Source organism: Nonomuraea sp. NPDC050383 (assembly GCF_044459125.1).
In the GTDB taxonomy this organism is placed as follows: domain Bacteria; phylum Actinomycetota; class Actinomycetes; order Streptosporangiales; family Streptosporangiaceae; genus Nonomuraea.
In genome coordinates, this window is record NZ_JBITIP010000007.1 from 20,628 (window position 1) to 38,323 (window position 17,696).

The following is a 17,696-nucleotide window of genomic DNA, read 5'->3' on the forward strand; positions in this document are numbered from 1 at the left end:
AGTTGTTTGTGGGGGACCTCGCCGGGTAGCTGACCGGCCGGCGTGACGGAGGTGAGCGGTGTTCGTACAGCGAGGTCCCGGGGCCGTGCTCTTCGACCGTGACGGGACCCTGATCAGGGACATCCCGTACAACGGAGACCCCGGCAAGGTGCAGCCGATGCCGGGGGCGGTCGAGGCGCTGTCACGCCTGCGGCGCGCGGAGATCCCGGTGGCCGTGGTGACCAACCAGTCCGGGGTGGCCAAGGGGCTCATCACGCCCGACGAGATGGGGCAGGTCAACGCCCGGGTCGAGGAGCTCATGGGGCCGTTCGACGCGTGGGCGATCTGCGTCCACGACGACGGCGACTGCTGCACCTGCCGCAAGCCCGCGCCGGGCCTGGTCATCAGGGCCGCGGCCGTGCTGGACGTGAGCCCGCGCGACTGCGTGGTGGTCGGCGACATCGGCAGGGACATGGAGGCGGCGCGCGCGGCGGGCGCCCGCGGCATCCTCGTGCCCACGCCGCAGACGCTGCACCAGGAGGTCCTGGAGGCCGCCGAGGTGGCCGCCGACCTCACCGAGGTGACCGACCGGCTGCTCGGCGACCTGGAGGCCGCCCCCGTCCCCGCCGGCCACTCGCGCCGGGCCCGCGTGATCGGCTGGAGCCGCTGGTGAGGATCCTCCTGTGGCACGTCCACGGCGCTTGGACCAGCGCGTTCGTCCGCGGGCCGCACGAGTACGTCCTGCCGCTCGTCCCCGGTCGCGGCCCCGACGGCCTGGGCCGCGCCGACACCTACGACTGGCCCGGCAGCGCCCGCGAGGTCAGCTGGGACCGGCTGCGCCACGAGCCGATCGACGCCGTCGTCTACCAGCGCCCCCGCGACCTCGACCTGGCCCGCGAGTGGCTCGGCCGCGACCTGCCCGGCGTCTACGTCGAGCACAACACGCCCGCGGGCGACGTGCCCCGCACCCGCCACCCGCTCGCCGGCCGGGACGACGTCACGCTCGTCCACGTGACCCACTTCAACGAGCTGTACTGGGACAACGGCAGGGCCCCCACCCGGGTGATCGAGCACGGCGTCCCCGACCCCGGCCACCTCTACACCGGCGAGCTGCCCCGGGCCGGCGTCGTGGTCAACGAGCCGGTGCGGCGCACCCGCGTCGCCGGCACCGACCTGCTGCCCCGCTTCCACGAGGCGGTGCCGCTCGACGTGTTCGGCATGAAGGTCAGCGAGCTGCCGTACGGGACGTACGAGGACCTGCCGCAGCACCTCATGCACCGGGAGCTGGCCCGGCGGCGCGTCTACCTGCACCCGTACCGGTGGACCTCGCTCGGGCTGGCCCTCATCGAGGCGATGACGATCGGCATGCCGGTCGTGGCGCTGGCCGCCACCGAGGCCGTCGAGGCCGTCCCGCCGGAGGCGGGCGTCATCTCCACCAAGATGGACGTGCTGGTCGGAGCGTTGAAGGAGTTCGCCGCCGATCCGGAGCGGGCCGCCCAGGCCGGGAAGGCCGCCCGCGCCGCGGCCCTGACCCGCTACGGGCTCGGCCGGTTCCTCGCCGACTGGGACAGGCTGCTCGACGAAGTGGTGTGACCCGCGGGGAAAGGGGTAGGCGCCCTGAGCATGATGATGCTCGACTGGTCACGCAGGGCCGCCTGCCAGGCCATGGACCCGGAACTGTTCTTCCCGATCACGATGGAGGGGCCGGGCCGTGAGCAGGTGGAGCAGGCCAAGTCGGTGTGCCGGGGATGCCCGGTGCGCCAGCCCTGCCTGGACTACGCGATCGACACCCGCCAGGTCAACGGCGTCTGGGGCGGCACCGACCCCGACCAGCGCCGCTCCCTCATCCCGATGGTCGTGCGACGGCCAGAAACCGTTCCCGCTCGCCTGCTTCCAGGTGATCGCTGAACAGCACGCCGTCCAGATGGTCCACCTCGTGCTGCAGCACCCTCGCCAGCACGCCCAGCGCCCGTACCGTCGCGGGCTTGCCGAACATGTCACGGCCGCGCGCGACCACCATGTAGGAGCGCTCCAGCGGCCACCACACCCCCGGCGCCGACAGGCAGGCCTCGTCCGCCGTGACGCGTCGTTCCGACAGCTCCAGGCGGGGGTTGACGAGGTGGCCTGACCGGCCCTCGTACGCGTAGGCGACCACCCGCAGCGGCACCCCGATCTGGGGCGCCGCCAGTCCCGCGCGCCCCGGACCGGCGCGCATCGTCGCGATCAGCGCCTTGACCACGCCGCGCAGCTCGCGGTCGAAGTCGCGCACCGGCGCCGCCACCGAGCGCAGCACCGGGTCGTCGAACAGGCGGATGGGCCGGACCGTCACCGAACCTCCCCGAAAGGTCGCTTGGTCACCCGGAAGGCTTCCCGCGCCCGCTCGCGATCAATCCCGGACGGCGGCGGATGTGGCACCGCGGTGACAACTGCCTGCCGTTCTCGCCGCGCACGGTTTCCGGGGCGCTTGTAGCACAGCGGTAACAGAAGGGACCCAGCGGCGAAACGGCACGAAAGCACCATGGACCGCGTGATCTCACTTCTGGCTCACGTGCCTGTGATGCCCGGCCGGGTGCTCGGGGCCCGGCCGGGCCCGCCGGCTCCCCCGATCCATCAGGAGGTGTCCGCGTGAGCGCGCTCCCCGACGAGGACCCGTCGCGTACCCACGAGACGGCTCCCAACGCCCTGTCCGGCTTCACCGTCGGCGTCACCGCGACCCGCCGGCGGGAGGAGTTCGGCGCGTTGCTCGAACGGAGAGGCGCCCGCGTGGTGAGCGCGCCGGCGATCCGCCTCGTGCCGCTCGCCGAGGACTCCGACCTGCTGGCCGCCACCCGCCTCAGCCTGGAAGGACCCCTCGACGACGTGGTGGTCACCACCGGCGTGGGCTTCCGGGGCTGGGTGGCCGCCGCCGAGGGCTGGGGCCTGTCCGGCGACCTCGTCGCCCGGCTCGCCCGCGCCCGCCTGCTCACCCGCGGCCCCAAGGCCAGGGGAGCGGTCCGCGCCGCCGGCCTGGACGACCACTGGACGCCGGCCACCGACTCCTGCCAGGAGGTCAAGGAGCACCTGCTCGCCCAGGACCTGCGGGGCCGGCGCATCGCGGTGCAGCTCCACGGCGAGCCGCTGGCCGACTTCGTCGCCGACCTGCGCGCGGCGGGCGCCGAGGTGATCGAGATCCCCGTCTACCGGTGGCTGCCCTACCGCGACCCCTCGCCCCTGCGCCGCCTCATCACCCAGACGATCTCCGGAGCCGTCGACGCCGTCGCCTTCACCAGCGCGCCCGCCGTGCACGCCATGCTCGCCGCCGCCCGCGCCGAAGGGCAGGAGGAGCCGCTGCTGGCCGCCTTCGGCGAGCGGGTCGTCGCCGCCTGCGTCGGCCCCGTCACCGCCGACCCGCTCGTCTCCCGCGGCATCCCCACCCTCCAGCCGGAACGCTCCCGGCTCGGCGCGCTGGCCCGCGCCCTGGCCCGGCACCTGCCCGAGCACGGTGTCACCCGCGTCCTCGCCGGCGGGCACCACCTGGAGATCCGCGGCCACGCCGTCGTCGTGGACGGCGAGCTGCGGCCGTTGCCGCCCGCGCCGATGGCCGTGCTCAAGCGGCTGGCCGACAAGCCCGGCCACGTGGTGTCCCGTACGGAGCTGCGCACGGTGCTGCCCGGCAGCCTGGCCCGCGACTCGGCCGAGCACGCGGTCGAGATGGCGATCACCCGGCTGCGGCGCGCGCTCGGGCCGGGCGGCATCGTCGAGACGGTGGTCAAGCGCGGCTACCGCCTGGCCTGCACCCACGAGGCCCACCAGTGAGCGTGCGTCCGGGCCCGCCCCGGAGCCCGTCTCCGCATCCGTCCCGGGCGCTGCCGAAAGGGCCGTCCCGGGGGCTTCCCCCGGCGGTGTCCCGGGGCGGCGCGCCCACGCTGGTGCTGGCGGCGCACGGCACGCGCAGCGCCGAGGGGGAGCGCACCCTCGCCGACCTGGCCGCCGCCGTCCGCCGGCGACGGCCGGGGCGCCGCGTCGAGCTGGCCTACCTGGAGATCAGCGGCCCGCTGCTGCGCGACGTCCTGCCGGCCGTCCCGGGGCCGGTGGTCGTGGCGCCGCTGCTGCTCGCCGGCGGCTACCACGTCCACGTCGACCTGCCCGCCGTGCTCGCCGAGCACCGGCCGGGGGCGCTCATGGCGGCGCCGCTCGGCCCCCACGGGCTGCTCACCTCCGCGCTGATCCGCTCGCTCACCCGCGCGGGGCTGCGCCGCACCGACGCGGTCGTCCTCGGCGCGGCCGGCTCGTCCGACCCGGCGGCGCTGGCCGACGTGCGCGCCGCCGCCCACCGCCTCGCGGTGCGGCTCGGCCGGCCGGTCACCGCGGCGTTCGCCTCGGCCGGCACGCCGACGCTCTCCGAGGCGCTGGAACGGGCCGGGTCCGGTCCGGCCCGGCGGGTGGTCGTCGCGTCGTACGTGCTGGCGCCCGGTCACTTCCACGGCCGTCTCCTGGCCGCGGGGGCCGACCTCGTCACCGACCCCCTGGGCGCGGACCCGGACGTGGCGTCGCTGGTGTGGGCCCGCTACGACGAGGCCGCCCTGGCCGCCCGCGCCGCGACGGCCTGACCTGACCCGAAGGCCCGCCGTGACCCGCGCCGCCCCCTCCGTGCGCCCGCCACAGCGGGGGCGGGCGGACGGAGCAGGCGGGCGGTCAGGCGGGCCGTTCAGGCGGAAGATCCAGCCGTAGCTCGCGGACGATCTCCTCGGCGCTCACGTCCCGTGACGGGACCGCGTCCGCCCCGACGAACAGCTCAAGGTAGGCCCGGTGGAAGCAGCCCGCGAGCAGCAGCCGCGCGCTCGCCTCCGGGTCCACGCGGGCCGCCACCCGGCCGAGCCGCCGCTCCTCCTCCAGGTAGGCGGCCAGCGGCGTCACCTCCGCGTCCGGCCCGAGCCCCGCGGCGCGGATGGCCTCGCGGACGCGCACGGTCACGTCAGGCGAGCTGAACGCGGGCAGAGCGGCCGACTGCACCTCCAGGTGGTACTCGACGCCCGCCCGCGCCACCGGCACCAGATTGCCGCGGACCGTGTCACGGCCGGCGTGGTTGGACAGGTCGTGCAGGACGCTCAGCCAGAACGGCAGGCGGTACTGCAGCAGCGCGAGGAAGTGGTCGACCGAGCCGCCCGGCGGCCCGTCGCGCAGGGAGAGCGCCATCTCCAGGACACGTCGCCTGGCGTCCTGGCTTCGCTGGTGCGGGTCTACGTGAGATGTCACCATGGGGGGCCTTACGTGGGCGGTCACGTGGAACGGGGCGGCGTGACGCCCCTGTGACCGGCGCACGCCCGACTCTCCTGCCTCAGCCTCGGCCAGGCCCTGACCGGGTTGGAACCCCCGGCCGGCCTCGCCGTCGTACGGCCCCGATTATGACCCGGACGGCGCGCGGGAAGCGCGCCGGAAATGCTGGAAGTTAGCTGTCAGTATCGGTGTCGCGATGCCGCAGGTACCGCTCGAACTCGGCCGCGATCGCGTCGCCGCTGGCCTCGGGGAGCTCCGCCGCGTCCTTGCGGTCCTCGAGCTCCTTGACGTATTCGGCCACCTCGCTGTCCTGGGACGCCAGCTCGTCCACGCCGCGCTCCCACGCGCGGGCCTCCTCGTCCAGGTCGCCGAGCGGCATGGGGATGTCCAGGACGTCCTCCATGCGGCGCAGCAGCGCCAGCGTCGCCTTCGGGTTGGGCGGCTGGGCGACGTAGTGGGGCACCGACGCCCACAGCGACACGGCCTTCAGCCCGGCCTCGCCGAAGGCTTGCTGGAGCACGCCCACGATGCCTGTCGGGCCCTCGTAGCGGCTCAGCTCCAGGTTGGTCGAGCGGGCCAGCGCCTCGTCCGTCGCGCCGCCCAGGATCGGCACCGGCCGGGTGTGCGGGGAGTCGTTGAGCAGCGCGCCCAGCATGACGGCCAGCTCCACGCCCAGCTCGCGGCAGACCTCGATGATGTCGGCGCAGAACGAGCGCCAGCGCATGTTGGGCTCGATGCCGCGCAGCAGCACCACGTCGCGCTCCAGCCCCGGCGGGCGCGCGTGGAAGAGCCGGGTCGTCGGCCACACGATCGAACGCGTCAGCCCGTCGCCCATCTCCACGATGGGCCGGGTGACCTGGAAGTCGTAGTAGTCGTCGGGGTCGAGCGCGATCAGCGGCTCGGCCTTCCACGCGGACTCGAGGTGGGCGATCACACCACTGGAAGCCTCGCCCGCGTCGTTCCACCCCTCGAACGCGGCGATGAGCACCGGGTCGACGAGCTCGGGGAGCCCTTCGAGCTCGATCATGTGTCGCCTCCTCTCTCCTCCGTCCCGCTAAGCCTATGCGGTGAGGAGCCGCTCATGTCACCGAGTGCTGATGATCACCTTTACCAGACGCGGGCCCGGCTCCGCACCATCCACCGGCGGCCGGATCCCGTTACCGGAGTGACGCCGGTGCAGGGACGCGAGCCCTGATGATCCAATTCCCGTGTCCCCGAGAACCCGCGGCGGGCACAGCCGATAAGCTGAGCGCCATGAGCAGCCCCGCGTCCTCCTTCCGTGAAGCCCTGTCCCAGCGAGTGATCGTCGCCGACGGCGCCATGGGGACGATGCTGCAGGCGCAGGACCCCACCCTCGACGACTTCGAGGGACTCGAGGGCTGCAACGAGGTGCTCAACGTCACCCGGCCCGACATCGTCGCCGGCGTCCACGACGCGTACTTCGCCGTCGGCGTCGACTGCGTCGAGACCAACACCTTCGGCGCCAACCTCGCGGCCCTCGGCGAGTACGACATCTCCGACCGGGTCTTCGAGTACTCCGAGGCGGGCGCGCGCATCGCCCGGGAGCGGGCCGACCACTGGTCCACCCCCGACCAGCCGCGCTTCGTGCTCGGCTCGATGGGTCCCGGCACCAAGCTGCCCACCCTCGGTCACCTGCCGTACGCCAGCCTGCGCGACGCCTACCGCGACAACGCCGCCGGCCTCATCGCGGGCGGCGCCGACGCGATCATCATCGAGACCTGCCAGGACCTCCTCCAGGTCAAGGCCGCCGTCGTCGGCGCCAAGCGGGCCGCCGAGGACTCCGGCCGTGACGTGCCGGTCATCGCCCAGGTGACGATCGAGACCAACGGCGCGATGCTGCTCGGCTCCGAGATCGGCGCCGCGCTGACCGCGATCGAGCCGCTCGGCGTCGACGTGATCGGCCTCAACTGCGCCACCGGCCCCGCCGAGATGAGCGAGCACCTGCGCTACCTCGCCCGCCACTCCCGGCTGAAGCTGTCCTGCATGCCCAACGCCGGCCTGCCGGTGCTGACCTCCGACGGCGCCTACTACCCGCTCGGCGCCCAGGAGCTGGCCGACGCCCACGACGCCTTCACCCGCGACTACGGCCTGTCGATGATCGGCGGCTGCTGCGGCACCACGCCCGAGCACCTGCGCCAGGTCGTCGAGCGGGTGCGCGGCCGCGAGCCCGTGACGCGCCGCCCGCACCCGGAGCCCGGCGCGTCCTCGCTGTACCAGAGCGTCCCGTTCCGGCAGGACACCTCCTACCTGGCGATCGGCGAGCGGTGCAACACCAACGGCTCCAAGGCGTTCCGCGAGGCCATGCTGGCGGGCCGCTGGGACGACTGCGTCGAGATGGCGCGCGACCAGGCCCGCGACGGCGCCCACATGCTCGACCTGTGCGTCGACTACGTCGGCCGCGACGGCGTCGGCGACATGCGGGAGCTGGCCTTCCGTTTCGCCACCGCCTCCACGCTGCCGATCATGCTCGACTCCACCGAGCCCGAGGTGCTCAAGGCCGGCCTGGAGATGCTCGGCGGCCGCGCCGCCGTCAACTCCGTCAACTACGAGGACGGCGCCGGCCCCGACTCCCGCTTCCAGAAGATCATGCGGCTGGTCCGGGAGCACGGCGCGGCCGTGGTCGCCCTCACCATCGACGAGGAGGGCCAGGCCCGCACCGCCGACTGGAAGGTGCGCGTCGCCACCCGCCTCATCGAGGACCTGACCGGCAACTGGGGCATGCGGGTCGAGGACATCATCGTCGACTGCCTGACCTTCCCCATCGCCACCGGCCAGGAGGAGACCCGCCGCGACGGCCTGGAGACCATCGAGGCCATCGGCGAGCTCAAGCGCCGCTACCCGGGCGTGCAGACCACGCTGGGCCTGTCCAACATCTCCTTCGGCCTCAACCCGGCCGCGCGCATGGTGCTCAACTCGGTGTTCCTCAACGAGTGCGTCAACGCCGGCCTCGACTCGGCCATCGTCCACGCCTCCAAGATCGTGCCGATGGCCCGCATCCCCGACGAGCAGCGCCAGGTCGCGCTCGACATGGTCTACGACCGGCGCCGCGAGGGCTACGACCCGCTGCAGCGGTTCATGGACCTGTTCGAGGGCGTCGACGCCGCCGCCGTGCGCGCCGGCAGGGCCGAGGAGCTGGCCGCGCTGCCGCTGTGGGAGCGGCTCAAGCGGCGCATCATCGACGGCGAGCGCAAGGGCCTGGAGGCCGACCTCGACGCCGGCCTGGACCAGCGGCCCGCCCTGGAGATCATCAACGAGGTGCTGCTCGACGGCATGAAGACCGTCGGCGAGCTGTTCGGCTCCGGCCAGATGCAGCTGCCGTTCGTGCTCCAATCGGCCGAGGTCATGAAGGCGGCCGTCGCCTACCTGGAGCCGCACATGGACCGGGTGGAGGGCGAGACGAAGGGCCGCATCGTGCTGGCCACCGTCAAGGGCGACGTCCACGACATCGGCAAGAACCTCGTCGACATCATCCTGTCCAACAACGGCTACCAGGTCGTCAACCTCGGCATCAAGCAGCCCGTCTCCGCGATCCTGGAGGCCGCCGACGACAGCAAGGCCGACGTCATCGGCATGTCCGGCCTGCTGGTGAAGTCGACGGTCATCATGAAGGAGAACCTGGAGGAGATGAACTCCAGGGGCCTGGCCGAGAAGTACCCGGTGCTGCTGGGCGGCGCCGCGCTCACCCGCGCCTACGTCGAGCAGGACCTCGCCGAGCTGTTCGAGGGCGAGGTGCGCTACGCCCGCGACGCCTTCGAGGGGCTGCGGCTCATGGACTCGTTCATGGCCGTCAAGCGCGGCGTGGCCGGCGCGACGCTGCCGCCGCTGCGCGAGCGCCGCGTCAAGACCGGCGCCGTGCTCCAGCGCACCCCCGTCGAGGAGCTGCCCGCCCGCTCCGACGTGGCCACCGACAACCGCGTGCCGGTGGCGCCCTTCCACGGCGACCGCATCGTCAAGGGCATCTCGCTGACCGAGTACGCCGCCTTCCTCGACGAGCGCGCGCTGTTCCTGGGCCAGTGGGGGCTCAAGCCGACCCGCGGCGGCGACGGCCCCGACTACGAGGAGCTGGTGGAGACCGAGGGCCGGCCCCGGCTGCGCATGTGGCTCGACCGCATCCAGACCGAGGGCCTGCTGGAGGCGGCCGTCGTGTACGGCTACTTCCCGTGCGTCAGCGACGGCGACTCGCTGATCATCCTGGACGACGCGGGCCGCGAGCGCACCCGCTTCACGTTCCCGCGCCAGCGCCGCGACCGCCACCTGTGCCTGGCCGACTTCTTCCGCCCGCGCGAGTCCGGCGAGGTGGACGTGGTCGCGTTCCAGGTGGCGACCATGGGCGGCAAGATCTCCGAGGCCACGGCGGAGCTGTTCGCCAAGGACGCCTACCGCGACTACCTGGAGCTGCACGGCCTGTCCGTCCAGCTCACCGAGGCGCTGGCCGAGTACTGGCACGCGCGGGTCCGGGCGGAGCTGGGCATCGGCGGCGAGGAGTCGCTGGACGACATGCTCAAGGTCAACATCGAGGGCTGCCGCTACTCGTTCGGCTACCCGGCCTGCCCCAACCTGGAGGACCAGGTGCAGCTCTTCGAGCTGCTCTCGCCCGAGCGCATCGGGGTCACGCTGTCGGAGGAGTTCCAGCTCCACCCCGAGCAGGCCACCTCCGCCCTCGTCGCCCACCACCCCGAGGCCAAGTACTTCAACGTCTGACGCCCCAGCCGGCGGCCCGGCCCCGCGCCGGGCCGTCCGGCCACCCGTCAGCGACCGATCGGAGCCGCATGCAAGCCGCCTTCTTCGACATGGACGGCCTCCTCGTCGACACCGAGAAGGTGTGGCTGGAGATCGAGACCGGCGTGATGGCCCGGCTGGGCGCCGTCTGGACCGCCGAGCACCAGGCACACCTCGTGGGCGGCTCCATGCAGCGCACGGTCGACTACATGATCCAGGTGTCGGGCGCGGACGTGCCTGCGGCGACTCTGTGGCAGTGGATGGTCGACGGCATGGTCGCCGCCCTGTCCGAGGGGGTGCGGATCATGCCGGGCGCCTCGGAGCTGCTCGACGGGCTGCGCGCGGAGGGCGTCCCGGTGGCCCTGGTCACGTCCTCGCTGAAGGACATCGCGGACGCGGTGCTCAAGGGCGTGGGGCGCGAGCGCTTCGACGCGGTCGTCACGGCCGACGACGTGACCCGTACCAAGCCGGACCCGGAGCCGTACCTGACGGCGGCGCGGCTGCTCGGCGTGCAGCCGGTCCGCTGCGTGGTGCTGGAGGACTCTCCCACGGGCGTCGCGGCCGCCACGGCGGCCGGCTGCGCGGTGGTGGCGGTGCCGAGCGTCCTGCCGGTCGAGCCCGCCCCGGGCCGCCTGGTCGTCCCCTCGCTCACCTCGGTCACGATCGCCGACCTCCGCGCCCTCGTCCCCGCCTGACCCTCCCCGGTCGCCGGGGGGGATCCCCGCGGGGCGTCCCTGAGATCTCCGGCTCCCTTCCCCTAAGGGGGAAGTGGTCCTCGCGGAGGAGCGCCCGGCCGGTGTCCGCGTGCCAGGATGGAAGGCGTAGTCGAGACGAGGGGCGGCGGCCGGAATGTTCGAACAGATCCCGTGGATGGCGCTGTGCGCAGGACTGACCATCGCGGGGCTGGTGCTCAGCTTCCTGGCCTTCCGCCGCAGGGGCGCGGCGGCGGGCATGCGCGCGGCGGCGTGGGCGCTGCTGCCCGTGGCCGCGTACCTGACCGGCGCGTTGCAGGCGTTGTGGACGATCGGCGCGACGGTCGTCGGGTTCGTCACCAGCCTGGTGCTCAACCCGCTGGTATGGGCCGGTGTCGCGGTGGCCGGGCTGTCCGTGGTGCTGTTCGTGGTCTCCGGCGTGATGCGGGGCCGCGTGCTGGCCCGCGAGGGCGGCTCGCGCAAGGGCCGCAAGGCACGCCGGGAAGAGGTGACGGGGCAGGCCGCGACCGGCCAGGAGGGCGCCGGAGGGCGGCCCGCGCAGCCGGGCAAGCCTGCGGTCGAGGCGCCCCCGAAGCGCAAGAGTGACGAGGACTTCTCCGACATCGAGGACATCCTCCGGCGCCGCGGCATCAAGTGACCGGGCTTGTGTCACAGATCTGCGACACAATCGGAATGCCTCCCTGACATCCCGTTCAAGATCAATACGAATGAGTTTCGCGTCAGTCACAGTTGAGCCACATAGCGCCCCTGGGGGCTGGTCAGCGCAGCTCAAGGCATAGATTCTGCACCCTGGGGCCGTGACGTGCGGTCTCTGATCCCACGGATGCCACCAGATCGGACGGTGTCCGGCACGGACGTCGTCGTCTGCAACCCAGGGGGCATGAACCGCATGCGCAGTTCCACGGTCACGCGAGCCTTCGCGCGCCCCGCGGCGCCGCAACGGGAGGGCGCATGACCGCACCGCTCGACGTGCCCGAATCCGTGTCGCAGGCCGCTCCGGAAGCGGTCACGGCCGGCGCGGACCGCAAGGCCATCCAGGGGCGTTCGCTCGGCCAGATCGCATGGATGCGCCTCAAGCGCGATCGTGTCGCCATGGCGGGCGGCATCGTCATCATCCTGCTGATCCTGGTCGCGATCTTCGCGCCGTTGCTGGTCTCCTGGCTCGGCCACCCTCCGGCCGAGTGGCACCGGGAGAAGATCGACCCGGCCATCCAGGCGCCGATCGGCGCGTTCGGCGGCATGAGCTGGGACTTCCTCTTCGGCGTCGAGCCGACCACGGGCCGCGACCTGTTCAGCCGCATCCTGTACGGAGCCCGCATCTCCCTGCTGATCGCGTTCTTCGCGACCCTGCTCTGCGTGGTGCTCGGCACCGTGTTCGGGATGATCGCCGGATTCTTCGGCGGCTGGATCGACACCGTCATCAGCCGGCTCATGGACATCTTCCTGGCCTTCCCGCTGCTGGTGTTCGCGCTGGCGCTGGCGGGGGTGATCCCCGACAAGGCGTTCGGCATGTCGGGCGACACACTGAGGATCAGCCTGCTGGTGTTCATCATCGGCTTCTTCAACTGGCCCTACATCGGGCGCATCATCCGCGGACAGACCCTCACGCTGCGCGAACGCGAGTTCGTCGACGCCGCCCGCAGCCTCGGCGCGCGCAACCACGTGATCCTGTTCAAGGAGATCCTGCCCAACCTGATCGCGCCGATCCTCGTCTACTCGACGCTGCTGATCCCGTCGAACATCCTGTTCGAGGCCGCGCTGTCCTTCCTGGGCGTGGGCGTGCGGCCGCCGACCCCGACGTGGGGAGGCATGCTCGCCGAGGCCGTGCACAACTACGACGTCGCGCCGAACTTCATGCTCTTCCCCGGTCTCGCCATCTTCGTCACCGTGCTGGCGTTCAACCTGCTCGGTGACGGCCTCAGGGACGCTTTCGACCCCAAGGCGCGATAGACCTCGTGAGGTTTCCGAAAGTTCTACGAACTCCTAGATCAAGGGGTGTGTCAGGTCCATGAAGATAAGATCAACGGCGTCGGCGGTCGCAACGACCGCCGCTCTCGCCCTGGTCGTCTCCGCGTGCGGCGGCGGTGGCGGTGGCTCCAAGAGCTCCTCCGGCGGCAGTGACGCGGCCCCCGCCAGCCAGTACAACGCGGCGGTGACGCAGGTCGTCAACCCGTCGACGAAGACCGGCGGCACGCTCCGGATGGGCATGCCCGGCGACTTCGACTCGGTGGACCCGGGCGACCAGTACTACGGCTACGCGTGGAACTTCTCCCGCTTCTACACGCGCGCGCTGACCATGTTCAAGCCGGTGCCGGGCGAGGAGGGCCTGCAGCTCGTCGGCGACCTCGCCGAGGACCTGGGCAAGCCCAGCGACGGCGGCAAGACCTGGACGTACAAGCTGCGCGAGGGCGTCAAGTTCGAGGACGGCACCCCGGTGACGTCCAAGGACGTGAAGTACGCCGTGGCCCGCTCGCTGGACAAGGACATCCTGCCCAGCGGCCCCACCTACTTCAACGACTGGCTCGACACGGGCGACTACACGGGCCCGTACAAGATGAAGGGCAAGCTCGACGACTGGAAGGGCGTCGAGACGCCCGACGACCGGACGGTCGTCTTCCACCTGAAGAAGCCGTACGGCGGTTTCGACTACTTCGCCATGCTCCCGCAGACGGCCCCCGTGCCCGAGGCCAAGGACACCGGCTCCAAGTACAAGGAGCACCCGGTCTCGACGGGCCCGTACATGTTCAAGTCGCACGAGCTCACCAAGCGCATCGAGCTCGTGAAGAACCCGAACTGGGACCCGGCGACCGACCCGAACCGCAAGCAGCTCAACGACTCCATCGAGGTGCTGCTCGGCCAGAACGAGGACGACCTCGACCAGCGCCTGCTGTCCGGCAAGATCGACGTCAAGGTCAACAGCACCGGCGTGGCCGCCAACGCCCGCAAGACGGTCCTGACCGACGACAAGGTCAAGCAGTACGCCGACTCGGCCCTGATCGACCGGACCTGGTTCACCAACATCAACGGTGACGTCAAGCCGTTCGACAACATCCACTGCCGCAAGGCGGTCCTCTACGCGGCCGACCGCTCGGCCATCCAGGGCGCCTACGGCGGCCCCGACGCCGGCGGCGACGTCGCCCTGAGCCTCATGCCGCCGAAGATGACCGGCTACCAGAAGATCGACCCGTACGGCGTCGAGGCCAACCCCGGCGGCAACGTCGAGAAGGCCAAGGAGGAGCTGGCGGCCTGCGGCCAGCCGAACGGCTTCAGCACCACCATCTCCTTCCGCAACGAGCGCGCCGCCGAGAAGCAGACCGCCGAGGCGCTGCAGCAGTCGCTCGCCCGCGTGGGCATCAAGCTGGACGTCAAGGGCTACCCGCAGGGTGACTACTTCAAGCTGTACGCCGGCAAGCCCGACTTCGCCAAGAAGAACGGCCTGGGCCTCATCGTCTACGGCTGGGGCGCCGACTACCCCGAGGGCTTCGGCTTCTTCCAGCAGATCGTCGACAGCCGGGTCATCCGTCCCGCCGGTAACACCAACCTCGGCGTGAAGGACCCCAAGATCGACGAGCTGATCGACCAGGCGGCGGCCGAGACGGACGCCACCAAGCGCGGCGCCATCTGGGCCGCGGTGGACAAGCAGGTCATGGACTCGGCGTTCATCCTGCCCTACGTGTGGGCGCACGGCCTGTTCTACCGGCCGCCCACGCTGAAGAACGTCTTCGTCAGCCAGAACTGGGGCATGTACGAGTTCCTCACGCTGAGCACCCAGTAGCACCCGGCCGGGGCAATCCCGCAGGAACGTCCGTCGAAAGCAGGTGAAGGCTTGGGCGGCCGGGCCCACAAGGCCCGGCCGCCGTGGCCGAGATCAGTGGTGACATACATTCTCAGACGGTTGGTAGCGGCCGTCATGCTGCTCTTCGTGGTGAGCATCGCGACGTTCGCCATCTTCTTCCTCGTGCCTCGGCTCGCTGGGATGTCCGCTGACGACCTCGCCTCCCGGTACGTGGGCAAGGCGGCCAACGCCCAGGTCATCCACGACACGGCCATCCGGCTGGGCTTCAACGACCCGATCATCGTGCAGTACGGCCGGTTCGTTAAGGGCATCTTCGTCGGCGTCGACCGCAACTACGGCCCCGGCATCGAGCACTGCCCGGCCCCCTGCCTGGGCTACTCCTACGTGTCCCAGAACCCGGTCCTGCCCGACCTGCTCAACCGGCTGCCGATCACGCTGTCGCTGGCACTCGGCGCGGCCGTCGTGTGGGTCATCTTCGGCGTGGCGACCGGCGTGGTGTCCGCGCTCAAGCGGGGCAGCTTCTTCGACCGCGTCTCCATGGGCATCGCCCTGGCCGGCGTGTCCCTGCCCATCTTCTTCACCGGCATCGTCTCGCTGGCCATCTTCCGCGACCAGCTCGGCCTGGTCGGCGACGTGGCCGACTGGGTGCCGCTCACCGAGGACCCGTTCACCTGGGCCAACAACCTGATCCTGCCGTGGGTCACGCTGGCCTTCCTGTACGCGGCCGGCTACGCCCGGCTCACCCGCGCCGGCATGCTGGAGACCATGTCCGAGGACTACATCCGAACGGCCAGGGCCAAGGGCCTGCCTGAGCGGGTCGTGGTGCTCAAGCACGGCCTGCGCGCCACGCTCACGCCCGTGCTCACGATGTTCGGCCTCGACCTGGGACTGCTGCTCGGCGGCGCGGTGCTGACCGAGAGCACGTTCTCCCTGCCCGGCATCGGCAAGTACGCCGTGGACGCCATCAGCAACAACGACCTCCCCCAGGTGATGGGCGTCACGCTGCTCGCGGCGACCTTCATCATCCTGGCCAACCTGATCGTGGACCTGCTCTACGCGGTCGTCGACCCGAGGGTGAGGCTGGCGTGACCCCCTTTCTCGATGTCAAAGACCTGAAGATCCACTTCCCGACCGACGACGGCCTGGTCAGGTCCGTGGACGGGCTGACCTTCAGCCTCGAACGGGGCAAGACGCTCGGCATCGTCGGCGAGTCCGGCTCCGGCAAGTCCGTGACCAGCCTCGGCATCCTCGGCCTGCACAAGGGCAGGGGCGCCGACATCTCCGGCGAGATCTGGCTCGACGGTGAGGAGCTGGTCGGCGCCTCCCAGGAGCACGTGCGCGGCCTGCGCGGCAAGAAGATGGCGATGATCTTCCAGGATCCGCTGTCGGCGATGCACCCCTTCTACACCGTGGGCGACCAGATCATCGAGGCGTACCGCATCCACCACAACGTCTCCAAGTCCGTGGCCAGGAAGCACGCCGTGGACATGCTGGGCCGCGTCGGCATCCCCGAGCCGGCCCGCCGGGTGGACGCCTACCCGCACGAGTTCTCCGGCGGCATGCGCCAGCGCGCCATGATCGCCATGGCGCTCTCGTGCGACCCCGAGCTGCTCATCGCCGACGAGCCGACCACCGCGCTGGACGTCACCGTGCAGGCCCAGATCCTGGACCTCATGCGGGACCTGCAGCGGGAGTTCGACTCCGCGCTCATCATCATCACCCACGACCTGGGCGTGGTCGCCGAGCTGTCCGACGACATCCTCGTCATGTACGGCGGCAAGTGCATCGAGTACGGCACGGCCGACGACATCTTCTACCGTCCCGAGCACCCCTACACCTGGGGTCTGCTGGGATCCATGCCCCGCCTCGACCGCGAGCCCACCGAGCGGCTCCTGCCGATCAAGGGCAGCCCGCCGTCGCTCATCAACGTGCCGCCCGGCTGCGCCTTCCACCCGCGCTGCCCGTACGCGGAGCGGACCGGCGGCAGGGCCGACACGGAGGTGCCGGCGCTCGCCGAGACCGAGGGCGGCCACCTCGTGCGCTGCCACATGAGCCCGGCCGAGCGGCGCACCCTGTGGGAGACCGAGATCAAGCCAGTGCTGGAGAGCCAGTGAGCGAGCCCCAGACCCCGCCCGCGACCGAGCCCGCCCGGCAGGGCGACCCGCTCCTGTCCGTCCGGGACATGGAGAAGCACTTCCCCGTCACCAAGGGCCTGCTCAAGCGGCAGGTCGGCGCCGTCAAGGCCGTCGACGGCATCAGCTTCGACGTCTACAAGGGCGAGACGCTCGGCCTGGTGGGGGAGTCGGGCTGCGGAAAGTCCACCACGGGCCGCCTGGTGACCCGGCTGCTGGAGCCCACGGCCGGCCAGGTCCTGTTCGAGGGCCGCGACATCACGCACATGAGCCAGGGCAGGCTGCGCCCGCTCCGGCGCGACATGCAGATGATCTTCCAGGACCCGTACTCGTCGCTGAACCCCCGCCACACGGTCGGCGCCATCGTCGGCGCCCCGTTCCGCATCCAGGGCGTCCAGACCGACAACGGCATCAAGAAGGCCGTCCAGGAGATCCTCGAACTCGTCGGCCTCAACCCCGAGCACTACAACCGCTACCCGCACGAGTTCTCCGGCGGCCAGCGCCAGCGCATCGGCATCGCCCGCACGCTCGCGCTCAAGCCGAAGCTCATCATCGCCGACGAGCCGGTGTCGGCCCTGGACGTGTCCATCCAGGCTCAGGTCGTCAACCTGCTGGAGGACCTGCAGAACGAGCTGGACCTCACGTACGTGGTCATCGCGCACGACCTGTCGGTGGTCCGCCACATCAGCGACCGCGTGGCCGTCATGTACCTCGGCAAGATCGTCGAGATCGCCGACCGCAAGAGCCTGTACGCCGCGCCCATGCACCCGTACACCAACGCCCTCATGTCGGCCGTGCCCGTGCCCGACCCGCGCGGACGCGCCGGGCGCGAGCGCATCCGCCTGACCGGCGACGTGCCCAGCCCGCTCAACCCGCCGCCCGCCTGCCGCTTCCACACCCGCTGCTGGAAGGCGCAGGACATCTGCAAGAAGGTCGAGCCGCCGCTGGCGGAGCTGGCCACCGGGCACCGCGTCGCCTGCCACTTCCCGGAGAACGCCCCGGACGTGCCCGCGGCCGGCAAGGAAGAGCCGGTCACGGCCTGACACCCGGCCGCACCACCCGCCGCACCGCCCGCCTCCC

At 71.5% G+C, this 17,696-nt stretch carries 16 protein-coding genes; 13 read left to right on the plus strand and 3 right to left on the minus strand.

Features of this window, described 5'->3' with window-relative positions:
- The first annotated feature begins 58 nt into the window (after positions 1–58).
- Genes ACIBG4_RS18705 through ACIBG4_RS18715 form a run of 3 tightly spaced genes read left to right on the plus strand, consistent with a single transcriptional unit; the run spans position 59 to position 1,887 of the window.
- Positions 59–652, plus strand: coding sequence for an HAD-IIIA family hydrolase (locus tag ACIBG4_RS18705; RefSeq protein WP_310709021.1), 594 nt, complete (start codon positions 59–61; stop codon positions 650–652).
- Entirely contained in the window at positions 649–1,572 is a 924-nt protein-coding gene (locus ACIBG4_RS18710; RefSeq protein WP_397202811.1) for a glycosyltransferase, read from the plus strand. Before ACIBG4_RS18705 ends, ACIBG4_RS18710 begins: the two co-directional genes overlap by 4 nt.
- Before the next feature lie 30 nt (positions 1,573–1,602).
- Positions 1,603–1,887: a WhiB family transcriptional regulator gene (locus tag ACIBG4_RS18715; protein WP_310709023.1), complete on the plus strand. Its 285-nt coding sequence runs from the start codon at positions 1,603–1,605 to the stop codon at positions 1,885–1,887.
- On the opposite strand, the gene ACIBG4_RS18720 is transcribed toward ACIBG4_RS18715, so the two are convergent.
- Positions 1,823–2,308, minus strand: a complete 486-nt coding sequence (locus ACIBG4_RS18720; RefSeq protein ID WP_310709024.1) for a peptide deformylase — start codon at positions 2,306–2,308, stop codon at positions 1,823–1,825. The genes ACIBG4_RS18715 and ACIBG4_RS18720 overlap by 65 nt on opposite strands.
- Before the next feature lie 296 nt (positions 2,309–2,604).
- Between ACIBG4_RS18720 and ACIBG4_RS18725 the strand changes: the two genes are divergently transcribed.
- Complete coding sequence (locus ACIBG4_RS18725; RefSeq protein WP_397202812.1) at positions 2,605–3,774, plus strand: uroporphyrinogen-III synthase; 1,170 nt, start codon at positions 2,605–2,607, stop codon at positions 3,772–3,774.
- 86 nt (positions 3,775–3,860) lie between these two features.
- Positions 3,861–4,568, plus strand: a complete 708-nt coding sequence (locus ACIBG4_RS18730) for a sirohydrochlorin chelatase (protein WP_397202813.1) — start codon at positions 3,861–3,863, stop codon at positions 4,566–4,568.
- A gap of 85 nt (positions 4,569–4,653) precedes the next feature.
- On the opposite strand, the gene ACIBG4_RS18735 is transcribed toward ACIBG4_RS18730, so the two are convergent.
- Together ACIBG4_RS18735 and ACIBG4_RS18740 are read right to left on the minus strand one after the other, a co-directional pair.
- On the minus strand, positions 4,654–5,154 hold the full coding sequence (locus ACIBG4_RS18735; protein WP_397202814.1) for a hypothetical protein: 501 nt from the start codon (positions 5,152–5,154) through the stop codon (positions 4,654–4,656).
- Between the two features lie 253 nt (positions 5,155–5,407).
- Positions 5,408–6,262: a PAC2 family protein gene (locus tag ACIBG4_RS18740; RefSeq protein ID WP_397202815.1), complete on the minus strand. Its 855-nt coding sequence runs from the start codon at positions 6,260–6,262 to the stop codon at positions 5,408–5,410.
- A 227-nt stretch (positions 6,263–6,489) separates the two neighbouring features.
- Here ACIBG4_RS18740 and metH point away from each other — a divergent pair, with 227 nt between their 5' ends.
- From metH to ACIBG4_RS18780, 8 genes are all read left to right on the plus strand, one after another.
- Complete coding sequence (gene metH / locus ACIBG4_RS18745) at positions 6,490–9,957, plus strand: methionine synthase (protein ID WP_397202816.1); 3,468 nt, start codon at positions 6,490–6,492, stop codon at positions 9,955–9,957.
- Positions 9,958–10,025: 68 nt separating this feature from the next.
- Complete coding sequence (locus ACIBG4_RS18750; protein ID WP_397202818.1) at positions 10,026–10,670, plus strand: HAD family hydrolase; 645 nt, start codon at positions 10,026–10,028, stop codon at positions 10,668–10,670.
- Between the two features lie 154 nt (positions 10,671–10,824).
- Positions 10,825–11,325: a cellulose synthase gene (locus tag ACIBG4_RS18755; protein ID WP_310709031.1), complete on the plus strand. Its 501-nt coding sequence runs from the start codon at positions 10,825–10,827 to the stop codon at positions 11,323–11,325.
- A gap of 314 nt (positions 11,326–11,639) precedes the next feature.
- Positions 11,640–12,638, plus strand: a complete 999-nt coding sequence (locus tag ACIBG4_RS18760; protein ID WP_397202819.1) for an ABC transporter permease — start codon at positions 11,640–11,642, stop codon at positions 12,636–12,638.
- Positions 12,639–12,696: 58 nt separating this feature from the next.
- On the plus strand, positions 12,697–14,463 hold the full coding sequence (locus ACIBG4_RS18765) for an ABC transporter substrate-binding protein (RefSeq protein ID WP_397202820.1): 1,767 nt from the start codon (positions 12,697–12,699) through the stop codon (positions 14,461–14,463).
- 96 nt (positions 14,464–14,559) lie between these two features.
- On the plus strand, positions 14,560–15,573 hold the full coding sequence (locus tag ACIBG4_RS18770) for an ABC transporter permease (RefSeq protein WP_310709034.1): 1,014 nt from the start codon (positions 14,560–14,562) through the stop codon (positions 15,571–15,573).
- On the plus strand, positions 15,570–16,598 hold the full coding sequence (locus ACIBG4_RS18775) for an ABC transporter ATP-binding protein (protein WP_310709035.1): 1,029 nt from the start codon (positions 15,570–15,572) through the stop codon (positions 16,596–16,598). Before ACIBG4_RS18770 ends, ACIBG4_RS18775 begins: the two co-directional genes overlap by 4 nt.
- Before the next feature lie 68 nt (positions 16,599–16,666).
- Entirely contained in the window at positions 16,667–17,659 is a 993-nt protein-coding gene (locus ACIBG4_RS18780; RefSeq protein WP_355449325.1) for a dipeptide ABC transporter ATP-binding protein, read from the plus strand.
- Positions 17,660–17,696 lie beyond the last annotated feature (37 nt).

Excerpts from the sequence above, each read along its gene's own strand:
- ACIBG4_RS18740 (WP_397202815.1), bottom strand. The coding sequence starts at position 6,262 with ATGATCGAGCTCGAAGGGCTCCCCGAGCTCGTCGACCCGGTGCTCATC.
- ACIBG4_RS18715 (WP_310709023.1), top strand. The coding sequence starts at position 1,603 with ATGATGATGCTCGACTGGTCACGCAGGGCCGCCTGCCAGGCCATGGAC.
- ACIBG4_RS18735 (WP_397202814.1), bottom strand. The coding sequence starts at position 5,154 with ATGGCGCTCTCCCTGCGCGACGGGCCGCCGGGCGGCTCGGTCGACCAC.
- ACIBG4_RS18765 (WP_397202820.1), top strand. The coding sequence starts at position 12,697 with ATGAAGATAAGATCAACGGCGTCGGCGGTCGCAACGACCGCCGCTCTC.
- ACIBG4_RS18780 (WP_355449325.1), top strand. The coding sequence starts at position 16,667 with ATGGAGAAGCACTTCCCCGTCACCAAGGGCCTGCTCAAGCGGCAGGTC.
- ACIBG4_RS18760 (WP_397202819.1), top strand. The coding sequence starts at position 11,640 with ATGACCGCACCGCTCGACGTGCCCGAATCCGTGTCGCAGGCCGCTCCG.
- metH (WP_397202816.1), top strand. The coding sequence starts at position 6,490 with ATGAGCAGCCCCGCGTCCTCCTTCCGTGAAGCCCTGTCCCAGCGAGTG.
- ACIBG4_RS18750 (WP_397202818.1), top strand. The coding sequence starts at position 10,026 with ATGCAAGCCGCCTTCTTCGACATGGACGGCCTCCTCGTCGACACCGAG.
- ACIBG4_RS18755 (WP_310709031.1), top strand. The coding sequence starts at position 10,825 with ATGTTCGAACAGATCCCGTGGATGGCGCTGTGCGCAGGACTGACCATC.